Origin of the sequence: Comamonas testosteroni (assembly GCF_000761245.1) — a bacterium.
In the GTDB taxonomy this organism is placed as follows: domain Bacteria; phylum Pseudomonadota; class Gammaproteobacteria; order Burkholderiales; family Burkholderiaceae_C; genus Comamonas; species Comamonas testosteroni_C.
Map to the genome: position 1 here is coordinate 314,497 of NZ_AWOR01000046.1, position 14,521 is coordinate 329,017.

A 14,521-nucleotide genomic window follows, 5' to 3' on the forward strand; every position below is an offset into this window, starting at 1 on the left:
CAAAAATGAATTCAGGAAGAGGCTTGCAGCCATTGCACCAGGGTTGCCGCTCCGATGCCGCCGGCTCCGGCGATGGCCGCCAGGCCGAGTGCGGCCTTGGGTGTCGATGACTGGGCCTGATACTCAAGCTGAGCCAGGCAGCGCACCAGCGCAATCGCGCCTGACGCACCTATCGGGTGGCCGCGCGCCAGGCCGCCGCCTGCGCTGTTGATCTGCTCGGGCGCAAGGCCCATGGCCGCGCAAAAGGCCAGGCCTTGCACGGCAAAGGCGTCATGCAGCTCGATCACCGACAGCTCCTGCGCCTTCAGCTGTGGGCTTGCCAATGCCTGGCTGCCCCTGGCCAGCGCCATCTGCGCCGCCGCAATGGCGGCCAGCAGCGGTGTTTCTGGCGCGGCGCCCACGCTGGCGCTGGCCAGCCATTGTGCGCGGGGCTGCAGATTCCAGCGGGCGCAGGCCTCGGGCGTGGCCAGCAAAAGCAGGGCCGCGCCATCGGCTCTGGCCGAAATGGTCAGGGGGCTGAGCGCATGGGCGGCGATATCGCCGGGACTGGCGGTCTGGCTGCAACCCCGGGCGACCACCGGCATGCGCGCGGCACGTGCGGGCTGCAGCGCACGCGGATAGGCATCTGCCACAAGCCCGGCCACGGGCACGATTTCGGAGGCGAGCTGCGCCTGGGCGGCCAGGGCCCGACTGTGGCTCAGCAGCGCATACTGCTCCTGCTGGCTGCGGCTGAGGCCATGCGTGAGCGCATAGTCGGCCGCCGACTGCAGCATATCGGGGTCGCGCGCGGGATCGGGGGCAAATGGCGGGCGCTCGTAGCCCTGGGGTTGCTCGCCGGGGTGCAGCGGGCGGGTCTGGCGAATGGGGGCGCGGCTCCAGGCCTCGATGCCGCCTGCAATCACCACCTCGGCCTGAGCCGATTGCAGCAGACCCACGGCCATGGCCACGGCATCCAGGCCCGAGCAGCACTGGGTATCGATGGTGTGCGCGGCGCAGCCATCGGGCAGGCCTGCGGCCAGTGCCAGCATGCGCGCCGGGTTGCCGCCAGCGCCCAGGGCGTTGCCGACGATGACCGCATCCACGGCATGGGCCGGCAAGCCGCTTTGCTGCAGCAGTGACAGCAGCAGCGGCTGGCCCAGTTCATGGGGACTGAGCCGGGCCAGGGCCGAGCCCAGCGGAGCCACCGGGCTGCGTGCCCAGGCAATGATGGGGGTCTTGCTTGGCATGGGCCTCAACTCTGCCACGGCCGCAATGAGGGGAGCAGGGCAGGGGATTTGGCAGCTCCGGCAGGCTCGGCCATGCTGGCGCGCAAGGCCTGGGCCAGTTGGCCGTGATCGGTCTTGCCGCTGGCTGTGTGCGGCCAGTGCTCGCAGATCCACCACTGGCGCGGCACCTTGAAGGCTTCGGTGCGCTCGCGCAGCCACTGGTTCAGCTCCAGGGCCGTAGGCACCTCGGTCTGCGGCCTCCATTGCAGCACCGCGTGTACCTGCAGGCCGCGCAGCGCATCGGCCTGGCCGTGCAGCGAGACCTGGGCAATCGCCGGGTGGCTGGCCAACAGGTTCTCCACTTCCTCGGGAAACAGGTTCTTGCCCTGGGTGACGATCATGCGGCTTTGGCGGCCCGCCAGACACAGCATGCCGCGTTCGTCGATATGGCCCATGTCGCGCACGGACAGCCATTCGCCATCGCGCAGCACGGCCGTGGCGTCATGGGCATCGCCCACATAGTCCATGAACAGCATGGGGCTGCGGATATAGATCAGGCCGTCGCTGGCGTGGCTGGTGCCATGCTCGGCCAGCGCATTCTCGGCGGCATCGCTGCCGGTGGGGCGAATGGATAGCTCGACATTGCTGAATGGCCTGCCTACGGCCTGTGGGCCGCTGGCTTCGTCGGCATCCATCCAGGCCACAAAACTGGCCTCGGAGGCTCCGTAGAACTCGATGATGCGGGCCTTGGGGAACAGGGCGCGCAGCGCCGGCGTGTGAGCGCGCATCCAGCGCGCGCCGCTGATGGTGATCAGCTCGACCTCGGGAATCGGTGCGAGCTGTCTATGCTCCGCCCATTGCAGCATCAGCAGCAACTGGCTGGGCACGGCGACAAGGCAGGGCGTATCGCCGCCCGCCAGGGTTGCGAGACAGCGCGAGGCCGAGAACTTTTCCTGCATGACGGCGCCGCAGCCATACCAGATGCCTTGCATGGCGCCGAACAAAAATAGCGAATGCGAGATGCGCCCCGGTGCCAGCGTGCGCTGGGCGACGACGGGGCCGAAATCCTGCAGGCCGACGCGAAAGCTCTCCGTCCACGACAAATGGTGGCGCTTGAAGCCCTTGGGCAGGCCGGTGCTGCCTGAAGTAAAGCCCGTATAGAAGGCTGCCGTCGGTGTTGCCGATTCCAGCTCGCAGGGTTGCTCGGGCAGCCAGCTTTCAATGCGCTGGCGCACGGCCGGTTGCCAGTCGGGGTCGGCGACCGCTGCGCAGCGGCCGCTGTGGATCACGGCAAGAAAGTCCACCAGCCGCTCCAGCGTGGAGCTGCTGGCATCCAGCAGCAGCATCTGCGGCGCGCGTTGCGCCACCAGACGCGCCGAGCGCTGCTCGACCTCGGCATGCAGCCGGCCAAAGGTCCAGGAGCCGGCCTCACTCTGAAGGGCCACCCCATCGGGCCGGTGCTGCGCCCAATGGGCCAGCGGGCCATGAACCAGCTGCCAGGCGCCCTGCAGCGGAGTTGCAGCGGACAGCGCGTTCACCGGCGACCGCCAAAACGCCAGTCAGGCATTCCGCGCGCCACGGTGTGGACGATGATGGCGCAGAGAACACATTTGATGAAGTCGCCGGGCACAAAGGCCAGCGTCACGGCAAAAGCCTGACTCAGGCTCATCTTGGCGACCAGCATCAGGCCCAGCACGCCAAAGGCATGCAGGCACAACAGGCCGCCGATCAAGGAGGCGATGAAGGCGCTCAGCGCCGTGCGACGCGGCGTGCTCTGCGGCAGGGCGGCCATGATGGCGCCTGTCACGGCGGCGGCCAGCATATAGCCGATCAGATAGCCGGCAGACGGTGCCATGAAGACTCCGATGCCGCCGCGCCCGCCTGACAGCAGTGGCAGGCCTACGGCCACTGCTGCGAGAAACAGAGCCATGGACTGCAGGCCGCGCCAGGGCCCGAGCATGACGCCTGCCAGCATCACTCCCAGCGACTGGATGGTGATGGGCACGCCGAACGGCAGGTCGATCTTGGGAATCAGGCCCATCACGGCCATCAGGGCGGCGAACAGCGATACCTGGGCCATGGAGCGTGCGCCGCCGCGCGATACGGTGTGAGAGGGAGTGGTAGTCATCAATGCTCTCCTAGAAACCCAGTCTTGCCCAGAGGGCGTCGGCTACACGACGCGTGGCCTGCAGCATATGAATCGTCAGCGGTGCAATCAGGCGCAGGCCGCCGCTTTTGCCGGTGCGCAGGCGGTATGCCTCGTCCAGCTTTGTCCATTGCACAAAGAAATGTTCGGTAAAGCGCAGCATGAGTGCAAGCTGCATGGCCACGCGCTCGGTGGGGATGCCCAGGCCAGCCAGTGGGGCCAGCAGCCATTCCAGTACCTCGACCAGATCGCTGGGGCGCGTGGTAATGGTCAGCGCAATGCCCAGAGTCGAGGCGCAGACCAGCCGCAGACTGCTGACGGCTGCCAGCACAGGGTTGCCCATGAAGACATGAAAGCCCGCCACCAGCAGCGCCGCGACGATAACCGATCGCATCAGACGGCGCGCCACCTGCGTGGCCTGACCCAGCGATACCCAGAGAACCAGGCAAGCCACGCCGCAACCCGCCAGCACCCTGGGATCGGCTATCAGGAACAATAGGGTGCCGAAGGCCGCCAGCAGCAAGAGCTTGAGGCCGGCCGGCCAGCGATGCAGCCAGGTCGCAACTTCGCTGTAGAGACTACCCATGCAGGTCTCCGTGCGAGCTTTTCTTTTGCAACTGCTCCCGCACGGAGGTCTCGTAGGCGCTGCAGATGTCGCGGCCCGGGCCGTCGCCGCGCAGCCGGCCTTGCTCCAGCCAGATCACGCGTTCGAAGTCGCGCACATGATCGAGCACATGGGTGGAGACCAGCACCTGTTGCGGCGCGGTGGCAATATCCTGGGCCAGAAGGGCCTGACCGGGCAGGTCCAGGCTGGCGAAGGGCTCGTCCAGCAGCAGCAGCTGGGGCGCGGCAATCAGCAGCGAGAGCCAGCACACCTGCTGACGCTGGCCCTGGCTCAGACTGCTGACGGCCCGCTCGGCCCAGTGGGCCAGGCCACGTTCGGCCAGCAGCTCGCGCGCCCTGGCTCTGGCTTGCTGCTTGCTCAGGCCCTGGGGGCGCAGGCCCAGGGCCAGCTCTTCCTCCACGGTGGGGAAGATGATCTGGTCGTCCGGGTTCTGGAACATCAGGCCGATCAGGCCGGGCTTGTGCTGGCGCGCCTGCAGCAAGGGCATGCCATCCACCAGTACCTGTCCGGCCTGGGGCAGCTCGAGCCCGCAAAGCAGGCGGAACAGGCTGGACTTGCCCGCGCCGTTGTTGCCGATCACGCCTATGCGCTTTTGCGTCAGGGCCAGGTTCAGGCCGTCAAACACCTGGGTCTGGCCACGCTGCAGCCGTATGTCGACCAACTGCACGCCCTGTTGGGTGGGGCTTTGCAAACCGTCGCTCATGCGCCAGCTCCTGCTGCGGCAAGGGCCGGGCTGCAAGATGCCGGGCTGGAATGGGGATGGCAAAAAACGAAAAGGGCTGACATACGGGGAGAATCTGAAACTGTGCCCCGGCTTCAACATACGAGGCTGCGTTGGTGGCGGATTCTAGCGCTGTGAATTTGCTTTCAAAAGTCCGCCATCTGAGCTCTTTTTATGTGAATTTCCTATAAGAAATGATTTCTTTACCTGGGGAGGCTGTTTGTTGCCATTGGGCCCGCATTTCGTCGCAGTTGTGCGCCAGATGGCAGCGTGTTGCAGAGTGAAGCATTTCTGTGTGCCGTTCTGGCCTGCTTCAGGGGCTAACTTCGCTCAAACCGCTCGAGCGCTGGCGTGAAGATTCGTGCGATTGGCCGTGGATAGCCATGTTTTGACGTGGCTTGCAATGCTCAGGAGCACAAGCTGCGGCGGGCCTTTGCCGTCAGGCAGGCAAACCGGTGCGGGATTGGCTGCTTTCGGGCTCAGGCAGGCAGTTTGCAAGCACCCAAAATATTTCTAAAAAAATGGCCTTTGACCTGTCCGGACATGAAAAAAGCGGGCTCCGGGCCCGCTTACTGCTGTCAGGCAAAGCCGCAGGACATGCCTAGAACTGGTAGCTGAGGCTGGCACCAGTCATCCATTGGCGCCCCGGGGCCGGCTCGTAGTAGCGTCCGTTGCCTTCGTTGACGATGACCGAGCCCACATAGTTCTTGTCCGCCAGATTGTCGACGCGGGCAAAAGCACTGAGCTTCCAGGCACCCAGGCGCCGGGTGTAGCCCACGCTCAGGCTGGCCACGTTGTAGCTGGGGGCATAGACCTGGTTTTTGTCGTCGGCGGCAATACGGCCCACATGACGCCAGTCCAGACCCACACGCCAGTCGGTGGCGGGAAGCCATTCCAGCCCCAGGTAGCCAAGATGCCTGGCCGTGCCGGCAATGCGGTTGCCGGCGGGAATGCAGTCCTGGCCCTTGCTGTCGCAATAGCCGCTGCGCAGGCTGGCGTCGAGCAGCGTCAGCGCGCCGTTCAGGCGCAACTGGGGCATCAGCCAGGTGCTGGTGCTCAGCTCCATGCCGCGGCGGCGGGTTTTGCCTGCGTTCTGATAAGAGGTGCGGCCGTTGTCGTTGCTGGCCACCACGATTTCATTGTCGGTCTGGGTCTGGAACAGCGCGGCAGACCAGTCGCCGTAGAGGCCGGCCATCTTGAAGCGTTGCTTGATGCCCAGCTCGGCACTGGTCGATACCGCAGGCTTGAGGCCGAAGTTCAGACCGCCCGCCAGATCGGGTCGGTAGGAAATCTCATTGAAGGTTGGTGTTTCCATGCCGCGGCCCAGCGAGGCATAGATATTGGTGTCCTGATTGAGCTCGTGCTGCAGCGAAACAACCGGCAGCAGCTTATGGAATCCGGCATTGCCGCTATCGTCTTTGTCGGCCAGGAAATGGTCGCGCGACTGGAACTGCACATTGCTCCAGCGCAGGCCGGCATCGAGCTTCCAGCGCGGTGCAAAGGCCCAGGAGGCTTGCAGATAAGGGTCGACGCTGGTGAGGGTATTGCGCTCGTCGCGCACCAGCTCGCCGACCACACCCAGCTGGTTGCCCACAAAGTTCTTGTATCCCTGGCGGTCTTCCCTGACGGTGTTGGCGGCCAGGCCGGCAATCAGGCCCAGGCTGCCGCTGCCCAGCTCGTACTTGCCGCTCCAGCGCGCATCGATGCCGCCATAGTCGCGCTTGAGACCGATCACCCCACCTCTGTAGCCGGTCTGCGATGCCTTGGGTGCGGACTGAAACTGCATCATTTCGCGCTGACCGGCATAGGCCATGAGGCGCAGTGCCTGGCCACCGTCCAGCTGGCGCTCATAGGTCAGTCCGGCCTGGGTCTGCTTCACGCTTTTGCGCGAGTCGTAGAGCAATGGATTGGAGGCCACAGCCCTGGGGTCTGCAGCCCAGTCCTTGGGCGTGATGCCGCCCGGGTCCTTGGCATCGATGTCCACATGGTTGGCCACCAGGGTCAGCTGGCTGTATTCGTCGGGCTTGACGTCGATACGGGCGTTGAACAGGTTTTTGTCCGCCGCGCTCTGGGCCCGGTAGCCGTCGGTCAGAAAACGGCTGGCGCTGAGCACATAGCCAATCCCATTGGCTTCGCCCTTGGCCTTCAGGCCCAGGCGCTTTTGCCCGTCGCTGCCCAGTGCAAAGCTGCTTTGCACCGAGGGCGCGCCCTCGCCGCGTTCGGTATAGGCATTGATCACGCCGCCCGAGGCGTTGCCGTAGAGCGCGGAGTAGGGGCCGCGCAGCACTTCCACGCGCTCCAGCGAGGCGATATCGATATTGTTGGTCTGGCCCTGGCCATCGGGCATGGTGGAGGGGATGCCGTCCACATAGATCTGTATGCCGCGCACGCCGAAGGTGGAGCGCGCGCCAAAGCCGCGAATCGACAGCTGCAGGTCTTGCGCGTAGTTCTGGCGGTTTTGCAGCTGCAGGCCCGGAGCTGCGCTCAGGGACTCCGAGAGATTGACCTGCAGATTGCGCTCGCGCATGCGCTCGCCGTCGAGCACCGTGACGGATGCCGGTGTCTGCTCAAGCGCGGAATCCTGCAAGGTGCTGCGCACGGTGACTTCGGACAACTGGGGCAGCTGCGGCTGGGCGGTGGCTTGCTGGGCCATTGCGGACTGTGCCGTCAGCAGCAGTCCGGCGGCGGCCACAGGCCAGCCTGCCAGATGACAAAGGCGCGAAAAATGCATGTGAATATCTCTGGGGCTTGGGGTGGGCATTCAGTGCCCTGGATGGCTTGCAAGCGTCTGCTGACGCAGTCCATCGCCGCGACATGCCGCGCTTTCAGGCATGGCGTACCTGCGCCATTGTCGGCGCCGTGGCAGGTTACGTCTCAGGCAGCTTGCGGTGCCGGGTCGATTGTATTTGGGCAGCAGTGTTTTGATGTTTTTGTCCTGGATGTCCTTCTTGCCCGTGCTGGAGCATTACCCCAGGTTACAAGTGACGCGACTTTCATACGGCAGCTCAGGCCCCTTGCAGCGATGCCGTTGGGGTAAGATGGCGCCGCGCTCCGGGGTGCACACCAGTGCTGAGATCTACACCCGCGAACTTGACCCGGTTCATACCGGCGGAAGAAGAGCTTGCAAGCTGACCTCAGGGCAGTGCGTTCTCGCATGGTCAGCAAGCCTTCGGAGCATGATGTCCCCGCTCTCGAAGGAATTTCATGGACAAGGCCGCTTCGCTGGTCGCCGATCTGCTTGCTTTCATCGCAATGGATGACTGCACCGACGACCAGTTCAATCAACTCGCCCTGCGCCTTTTCGCCTACCAGTACGAATGCAATGCGCCGTTTCGCAGCTTTTGCCAGCGACGCGGCGCCACGCTGCGCAATGTCAGGAGCTGGCGCGATGTTCCGGCCGTGCCCATCGATGCCTTCAAGGCCATGGAGCTGCGCAGCGAGCCGCCGTCGCCCGCCGAGCGCGTGTTCATGACCAGCGGCACCACGGGCCGCGCCGCGCGTGGACGTCATTTCCATCCGCAGCTCGATGTCTACGACCTGTCCATGAAGCGCTATTTCTCCAGGCATTTCATGCAGGGTCTGGAGCGCATGCCCATGGGTATTCTGTTTCCCGATGAGCAGGCCATGCCCAATTCCTCGCTGGCCCACTATCTGGCACTTGCCCGGTCCGAATTTGGCTCGGCAGGCAGCCGCTACTACCTGAACTCGGAGGGGCTGGACATGCCGGCCCTGTGCGCCGCGTTGGCAGAATCCGAGCGCAGCGGCCAGCCCTTTGCCCTGTTGGGCGCGAGCTTCAGCCTGGTCCATGTGATGGATGCCCTGCGTGCGCAGGGCCGCAGCTTTCGCCTGCCCGCAGGCAGCCGCGTGCTGGATACGGGCGGCTACAAGGGGCAGTCGCGCGAGCTGCCGCTCGAGCAGTTCTATGCCGAGCTTTCGCAGCTGCTGGGCGTGCCGCGCAGTCTGTGCATCAATATGTATGGCATGACCGAGCTGAGCACCCAGTTCTATGACGATGGCAATGCGGTGCTGCCTTCGGTCAAGTCCGGCCCGCACTGGATTCGTTCGCGTCTGGTCGAGCCGATCACAGGGCGGGATGTGGCAGCGGGTGAGCGCGGCATTCTGGTGCATTGCGATCTGGCCAACTACAACGCGGTGACCACCATCCTGACCGAGGATGTGGGCCTGTGGGCCGGCCAGCAGGAAAAAGACGGCTTTTTGCTGCTTGGACGAGCCGAGGGTGCTGCCGCCAAGGGGTGCTCGCTGGCGGTTGAAGAGTTTGTGAAAGCTGCCGGCGCATGAGCGAGCAGCGCAAGGTGCAGCGTATCAGGGCTGGCTATCTGCCAGGCCTCGGCGACGATGAAGTGCAGTGGCAGACGCTGGACTTCAAGTCTCGGGACGGCCAGAGTCTGGAAGTCTGCGTTCCCCTGCTGACGGCGCCGCAGATGCAGGCACTGGCCTGTCGTGTGCGCAAGGCCGCGGCCATCCATCTGCGTCCCATGCCGGTGGCCGAGATCATCGATGCCGTCGATCGTGCGATGGCTCGCCTGCTGGACCGTAATGACATCTACCGCCAGCAGGCCGAAGCCTGGCTGCCCGTGGTCAGCGGCTATGACACCGATATGGTGCGGCTGGGGTTGACAGGATTTTTCAAGACTTTTCGTGCAGCGCAGCTCAAGCGCTTTGTGGCCGAAGATTTTGCCAACCCGGCGGTGCTCGATGGCTTTCAACCGGCAGCCAAGGGCGGGGCCGTACGTGCTTTCGGCCCGGATCTGCTGGTGCATAGCTGGGCTGGCAACGTACCTGCGCTGTCGCTGTGGAGCCTGGTCTGTGGCTTGCTGGTCAAGGCCCCTGCGATTGGCAAGCTGGCCAGTGCCGAGCCTTTGTTTGCGGGATGGTTTGCACGCTTGCTGGCCGAGGTGCATCCGCCGCTGGCCGGTTGCCTGGCCGTGGTGTGGTGGCGCGGCGCGGGCGGCGAGGAGGCCGACGCGCTCTATGCCCAGGCCGATACGGTGCTGGCCTATGGCGGCAACCAGACTCTGGATGCACTGCGTCGTCGCCTGCCCGTGACGACCCGCTTTTTGCCCCATGGCCACAAGCTGGGCTTTGGCCTGATTGACGCGCAGGCGCTGGATACGCTCAAGGCTCCGGCCATGGCAAGGCTGGCGGCCTGGGACGTGATGCGCTACGACCAGCAGGGCTGCTATTCGCCCCATGTGTTCTATGTGCAGCGTGGGGCGCCGGTTTCGCCGCGTGCTTTTGCCGACTATCTGGCGGCCGAGCTTGCCAATCTGCAGCGACGTTTCGCACGCCGCGAGCTGGATCTGGAAGAAGGGGCGGCGCTGGCCCGCTGGCAGCAGAACATGGAGTGGGGCGGTGAAGCACACCAGTTGCTGGGGCCTGTGGATGCGCCCTGGAGCGTTGCCTACAGCGAGAGTCTGCAGCCCCTGGCGCCGACCGCGCTGTACCGCACGATTGCCGTGGTGGCCGTGGACCGGCTCGATGCCGTGCTGCCCGTGGTGGCCGCTCAGCGCGACTATCTGCAGACCGCCGGCATTGCGGCCGGCCCCGAAGAGCTGTACCGCCTGGCCGGGCTGCTGGGCGCGGCTGGCGTCACGCGTATCAGCGCCATCGGCTCCATGAGCATGCCCGAGGCCGGCTGGCACCATGACGGGCGCTTCAACCTGCTGGATCTGGTGCGCATGACAGAGATCGAGCAGTCGGCAGAACTCGCGGCCCAGCCGCTGGCCGCCTATGCGGACTGAGGGAGTGGATACAGCCGTGGCATTCATGGAGTTCAAGCAGGCCCGATTCAGCTACCCGGGACGAGCGCCCGTGGTGGATGGCGTGGACTGGCAGGTCGGGGCCGGAGAGTTTCACTGCCTGCTGGGGCGCAGCGGCTGCGGCAAGACCACGCTGCTCAAGCTGGCGGCAGGCCTGCTCAGGCCCCAGTCGGGGCATGTCCTGCTGCGCGGCAGCGAGCTGGCAGCGCCGGGGCCGCAGCTGGGCTTCATGTTCCAGGCACCGACACTGCTGGACTGGCATACGGTGATCGACAACGTGCTGCTGCCCGTGTCGCTGCAGCGCAAACCCACGCAGCAGGATCAACAGGCGGCCATGCAGCTGCTGGAGCAATTGGGTCTTGGCGCCCATTCACGGCTTTACCCGGGCCAGCTCTCGGGCGGACAGCAAAGTCGCGTGGCGCTGGCACGCGCCCTGATTCTGGAGCCGCCTCTGCTGCTGCTCGACGAGCCTTTTGCGGCCCTGGATGCCATCACTCGCTCGGAACTGCAGGACGATTTGCTGCGCACCTGCCATAAGCATGGCACGACGGTGTTGTTTGTCACCCACGACATCAACGAGGCCGTCTATCTGGGCGACCGCATTGCACTCATGCATGGCGGTCGCATCGTGGACGACTGGTCTGTCGAGCTGCCACAGCCGCGCCAGCAGAGCATGCGCCATGGCGCGGCGTTCAACGACTATTGCGCGCGCATTCGCGCATCCATGGACCGGGGTGGCGCATGAGCGGCCTGCTCAACAGAACACACTGGCTGTCTGCCTCGCTTTTGATAGCTGTCATCGCAATATGGGAGCTGGCTGCGAGGCAATTTGGCTTGTCGGCGCTGGTGTTGCCTGCGCCCTCGGCGGTGGCGCTGTCGCTGTGGTCGGGTCTGGCGTCCGGCTATTTCTGGCCGCATCTATGGGCGACCTTGCAGGCCTTGCTGCTAGGCCTGTTCGTCGGCAGCGCCGTGGGCTTGCTGGCCGGCATGGCGCTGGCCGAGTCCGAGTTGCTGGAGCGCGTGCTCAAGCCCTATGTGGTGGTCAGCCAGGTAGTGCCAAAGCTGGCCCTGGCGCCATTGTTTGTGTTGTGGTTCGGCTTCGGCATGCTGCCGACGGTGCTGATCACGGCGCTGATCTGCTTTTTTCCGTTGATGGAAAACACATTGACGGGTCTGCGGCAGGTGGATGCCCAGCGTCTGCAGCTGTTTCGCATGCTGGGGGCTACCAGACTGCAGACCCTGTTGCGCCTGAAACTGCCAACCGGGCTGCCCGCGATTCTGGCCGGGCTGCGCGTGGCCGTGGTGCTGGCGCTGGTCGGCACCGTGGTGGCCGAGTTCATGGGCGCAAGCCAGGGCCTGGGGGCCGTGGTCATTGCCGCCCAGGGAATGATGGATACCACGCTGATGTTTGCGGCGCTGGTGCTGATTGCCGCCATGGGCCTGCTGCTCTATCAGGCCTGCCTTGTTCTGGAGCGCGATTTGCTGCGCACCTATCACTTTTCAACCTCGCAGTCTGGCGACCGGACCTGACTGCATCTTCAAACCATTTGTCATGCATACCAGCAACCAGACTTCGTTCATCTCTCGCCGCAGCCTCCTTGGCGCCTGTGCAGGCCTGAGCGGCCTTGCCATGACCGGCACCAGCATGGCGGTTCCTCTGCAGGGCAAGATTCGCCTGGCCGGCTGGAGCAAGCCCATCAGCGAGATCACCAATATTCTGGTCGAGCCCGAAAAAGGCTTCTTCAAGGCGAACGGGGTGGAGTTGGCCTATCTGCCCGGTGCGGGTGGCGGCGATGCGATCCGCAATATCCTCAGCGGCCAGGCCGATGTCGCGTTTACCGACCCCGGCTCCTTCTTCATGGCTCTGGACAAGGGCGAGAAGCTGGTGGCCATCTACGACATCTATCCGCAGAACGTGTTCAACGTGGTCTCGCTCAAGTCCTCGGGCATTCGCAAGGCCGCAGACCTCAAGGGCAAGAAGATCGGTGTCTACAGCCTTGCCAGCGGTACGCGCCAGAACCTGCTGGTGATGCTGCATCAGGCCGGTCTCAAGGAGTCGGATGTGAGCATTGTCGTGACCGGTCTGCTGAACTTTGCTCCCCTGATGCAAGGGCAGGTTGATGCCACGGCCGCCACTGATACAGGTCTGGCTGTGGGACTGCGCAAGGGCATAGGCGATGTCAATGTGATGCAGGTCAGCGACCACCTCAATATGTCCAGCGACATGTTTGTGGTGCGCGAGGAAGTGTTCCAGCAGAAGAAGGACTTGCTCAAGGCATTCGTCAAGGGCTATCGCGAAAGCGCTGCCTGGATGATGGCGAACCCCGAGGAGGCTTCGGTGCTGGCCAGCAAATATGCCATCGACGGCACGCGTCGCGATATCAATCTGGATGTGATTCGCCTGCGTAACGCCTCTTCCATGCCGGCAGTCCAGGGCCAGCCGCTGGGCAGCTTCGATATGGCCGCGCTGCAAAAAGGCGCCGATGCCTATCGTGCGCTGGGTATGGTGCAGCGTCAGATCAAGGTGGCGGATGTGGTTGTGCCGCTGTAAATCTCCCCCTGAGGCGCGTTGCCTGGGCGGCCCAGCGCCTTCCCTCTCTCTCTCTCTCTCTCTCTCTCTGCGGGAGGGGATGACAGCATCGCTGCGGGGCGGCGGGGCCGCCAAGGCCATTGCCTGCTGTTTCTTACTTGGGGCCCGCCAGTGTTTGAACGGAAATCGTGAATATGAGTCAGTCTTCTTCAATGGGCTTGCGCGGCAAGGTGGTGCTGGTGACTGGGGCAAGCCGCGGGATTGGCGCGGCGATTGCCCTGGCGTTTGCGCGTGAGGGTGCCTCGGTGGCTGTCAACTACCTGTCCAACGACGAAGCCGCAGCCGGCACTGTGGATGCCTGCCTGGCCGCGGGCAAGGACTCGGGGGGGGATGCCTGGGCGGTCAAGGCCGATGTGGGCTCGCCCGATGCGGTGCAGGGCATGGTGGACAGCATAGTGCGCGAAGCGGGGGGCATTGATATCGTTGTCAACAACGCCTTCAGGCCCTATGCATTTGACCCCGAACGACGCAGCCGGTTTGACGATCTGCAATGGGCGGACTATCAGGCCCAGTTCGATGGGGCCGTGGGTGCAAGCTTTAATGTCTGCCGAGCGGTGCTGCCGTTGATGCGCCAGCGCGCGCGCGGCAGCATCGTCAACATCGTCAGCAATCTGGTGGAGCAGCCTGTTGTTGCCTATCACGACTACACGACATCCAAAGGGGCCTTGCTGGCTTTCAGCCGCAATCTGGCCAGCGAGCTGGGGCCTGTGGGCATCCGTGTCAACTGTGTGGCGCCCGGGCTGGTCTATCCCACGCAGGGCACACAGGGCAGCAAGGAGTCTTTTCGTGAATCGCTGATGGCGGCCACGCCGCTGCGCCGGCTGGCGCGGCCCGAAGATGTGGCGGGGCCGGTGCTGTTCCTTGCGTCTGAACTCAGCGGTTTCATGACCGGGCAGTTGCTGCTTGTCGACGGCGGTCTGGTGATGCGCTGAGCTGCCAGGCAGCTAGGCAAAGCCTGCCTGCCTTCCTGACCTTACTGCTTGGCAGATGCCTGGGCGTGGTCCATCGCATCGATGATGGCCACGCCGGTCTGCTGCACGCCGGGGGCGTTGAAGCCTGGGCCAGGCGTGACGGCCGGGTGGCTGAGCAACTTCTCGGCCATGCTGGGCGCTGCGGCAGGCGCGCTGGCCTGTACGGGGGAGGGCTGGTTGGCGGCAGGCTTGGCAGTTGCTTGTTCGGTGGAGTCCAGGTAGTCGTTATAGCGCTTGTAGGCCTGACGCTCGCTACGAGTCTGCTCCTGCTGCTGCTGTGAATGCTTGAAGTATCGATAGGCGACCGTACCCAGAATCAGTGCTGCCACCAGAAATACGGCAATAGCGGTGACGACGAGGTTTTCGTCGGAGCGCTGAGGCGATTGACGGACGGCGGTGGGCATGGGACGGGAAGCTGGCATCTGGGAAAACGTGACCGGGTCAACCGGGACTGGGACCTGATAAGTATCTAACTGTTTTCAG

General features: G+C 64.4%; 13 protein-coding genes and 1 riboswitch. Of the genes, 6 read left to right on the forward strand and 7 right to left on the reverse strand.

All coding sequences use genetic code 11. From position 1 onward, the window contains the following. Nucleotides 1-11 precede the first annotated feature (11 nt). The 6 genes from P353_RS12780 to P353_RS12805 all read right to left on the reverse strand — a co-directional run bounded on the left by P353_RS12780 (nt 12) and on the right by P353_RS12805 (nt 7,428). A complete protein-coding gene (locus P353_RS12780; protein WP_034369749.1) occupies nt 12-1,226 on the reverse strand; it encodes an acetyl-CoA C-acyltransferase in 1,215 nt (404 codons plus the stop codon). Nucleotides 1,227-1,231: 5 nt separating this feature from the next. Further along, entirely contained in the window at nt 1,232-2,743 is a 1,512-nt protein-coding gene (locus P353_RS12785) for an AMP-binding protein (protein WP_034369751.1), read from the reverse strand. Beyond that, nucleotides 2,740-3,333: a biotin transporter BioY gene (locus P353_RS12790; RefSeq protein WP_034369753.1), complete on the reverse strand. Its 594-nt coding sequence runs from the start codon at nt 3,331-3,333 to the stop codon at nt 2,740-2,742. The genes P353_RS12785 and P353_RS12790 overlap by 4 nt, the downstream gene beginning before the upstream one ends. Nucleotides 3,334-3,343: 10 nt before the next feature. Beyond that, nucleotides 3,344-3,937: an energy-coupling factor transporter transmembrane component T family protein gene (locus P353_RS12795; RefSeq protein WP_034369755.1), complete on the reverse strand. Its 594-nt coding sequence runs from the start codon at nt 3,935-3,937 to the stop codon at nt 3,344-3,346. Then, on the reverse strand, nt 3,930-4,679 hold the full coding sequence (locus P353_RS12800; protein ID WP_034369757.1) for an energy-coupling factor ABC transporter ATP-binding protein: 750 nt from the start codon (nt 4,677-4,679) through the stop codon (nt 3,930-3,932). Before P353_RS12800 ends, P353_RS12795 begins: the two co-directional genes overlap by 8 nt. A gap of 619 nt (nt 4,680-5,298) precedes the next feature. Further along, nucleotides 5,299-7,428: a TonB-dependent receptor family protein gene (locus P353_RS12805; protein WP_034369759.1), complete on the reverse strand. Its 2,130-nt coding sequence runs from the start codon at nt 7,426-7,428 to the stop codon at nt 5,299-5,301. 311 nt (nt 7,429-7,739) lie between these two features. Continuing rightward, nucleotides 7,740-7,831: riboswitch (TPP riboswitch) on the forward strand. Between the two features lie 70 nt (nt 7,832-7,901). On the opposite strand from P353_RS12805, the gene P353_RS12810 reads away from it, so the two are divergent. The 6 genes from P353_RS12810 to P353_RS12835 all read left to right on the forward strand — a co-directional run bounded on the left by P353_RS12810 (nt 7,902) and on the right by P353_RS12835 (nt 13,999). After that, nucleotides 7,902-8,996: a long-chain-fatty-acid--CoA ligase gene (locus tag P353_RS12810; protein ID WP_034369761.1), complete on the forward strand. Its 1,095-nt coding sequence runs from the start codon at nt 7,902-7,904 to the stop codon at nt 8,994-8,996. Next, complete coding sequence (locus tag P353_RS12815; RefSeq protein ID WP_034369763.1) at nt 8,993-10,459, forward strand: acyl-CoA reductase; 1,467 nt, start codon at nt 8,993-8,995, stop codon at nt 10,457-10,459. Before P353_RS12810 ends, P353_RS12815 begins: the two co-directional genes overlap by 4 nt. Further along, entirely contained in the window at nt 10,449-11,222 is a 774-nt protein-coding gene (locus P353_RS12820; protein ID WP_034369765.1) for an ABC transporter ATP-binding protein, read from the forward strand. The genes P353_RS12815 and P353_RS12820 overlap by 11 nt, the downstream gene beginning before the upstream one ends. Next, entirely contained in the window at nt 11,219-12,007 is a 789-nt protein-coding gene (locus tag P353_RS12825) for an ABC transporter permease (protein WP_034369767.1), read from the forward strand. The genes P353_RS12820 and P353_RS12825 overlap by 4 nt, the downstream gene beginning before the upstream one ends. 22 nt (nt 12,008-12,029) lie before the next feature. Then, entirely contained in the window at nt 12,030-13,028 is a 999-nt protein-coding gene (locus P353_RS12830) for an ABC transporter substrate-binding protein (RefSeq protein ID WP_034369769.1), read from the forward strand. 191 nt (nt 13,029-13,219) lie between these two features. Next, the gene (locus P353_RS12835; protein WP_420093386.1) at nt 13,220-13,999 is read left to right on the forward strand and encodes an SDR family oxidoreductase; all 780 of its coding nucleotides are present in this window, start codon (nt 13,220-13,222) and stop codon (nt 13,997-13,999) included. Nucleotides 14,000-14,040: 41 nt separating this feature from the next. Here the strand turns inward: P353_RS12835 and P353_RS12840 are convergent, their stop codons facing one another. After that, nucleotides 14,041-14,442 carry a hypothetical protein gene (locus P353_RS12840; RefSeq protein WP_052084841.1) on the reverse strand — a complete coding sequence of 134 codons (402 nt, stop codon included), beginning with the start codon at nt 14,440-14,442 and terminating at the stop codon, nt 14,041-14,043. Between the last annotated feature and the right edge of the window lie 79 nt (nt 14,443-14,521).

Bases quoted from the DNA above. Each gene is read 5' to 3' on its own strand.
- P353_RS12780 (WP_034369749.1), bottom strand. From the start codon at position 1,226: ATGCCAAGCAAGACCCCCATCATTGCCTGGGCACGCAGCCCGGTGGCT.
- P353_RS12790 (WP_034369753.1), bottom strand. From the start codon at position 3,333: ATGACTACCACTCCCTCTCACACCGTATCGCGCGGCGGCGCACGCTCC.
- P353_RS12795 (WP_034369755.1), bottom strand. From the start codon at position 3,937: ATGGGTAGTCTCTACAGCGAAGTTGCGACCTGGCTGCATCGCTGGCCG.
- P353_RS12800 (WP_034369757.1), bottom strand. From the start codon at position 4,679: ATGAGCGACGGTTTGCAAAGCCCCACCCAACAGGGCGTGCAGTTGGTC.
- P353_RS12805 (WP_034369759.1), bottom strand. From the start codon at position 7,428: ATGCATTTTTCGCGCCTTTGTCATCTGGCAGGCTGGCCTGTGGCCGCC.
- P353_RS12810 (WP_034369761.1), top strand. From the start codon at position 7,902: ATGGACAAGGCCGCTTCGCTGGTCGCCGATCTGCTTGCTTTCATCGCA.
- P353_RS12815 (WP_034369763.1), top strand. From the start codon at position 8,993: ATGAGCGAGCAGCGCAAGGTGCAGCGTATCAGGGCTGGCTATCTGCCA.
- P353_RS12820 (WP_034369765.1), top strand. From the start codon at position 10,449: ATGCGGACTGAGGGAGTGGATACAGCCGTGGCATTCATGGAGTTCAAG.
- P353_RS12825 (WP_034369767.1), top strand. From the start codon at position 11,219: ATGAGCGGCCTGCTCAACAGAACACACTGGCTGTCTGCCTCGCTTTTG.
- P353_RS12830 (WP_034369769.1), top strand. From the start codon at position 12,030: ATGCATACCAGCAACCAGACTTCGTTCATCTCTCGCCGCAGCCTCCTT.
- P353_RS12835 (WP_420093386.1), top strand. From the start codon at position 13,220: ATGGGCTTGCGCGGCAAGGTGGTGCTGGTGACTGGGGCAAGCCGCGGG.
- P353_RS12840 (WP_052084841.1), bottom strand. From the start codon at position 14,442: ATGCCCACCGCCGTCCGTCAATCGCCTCAGCGCTCCGACGAAAACCTC.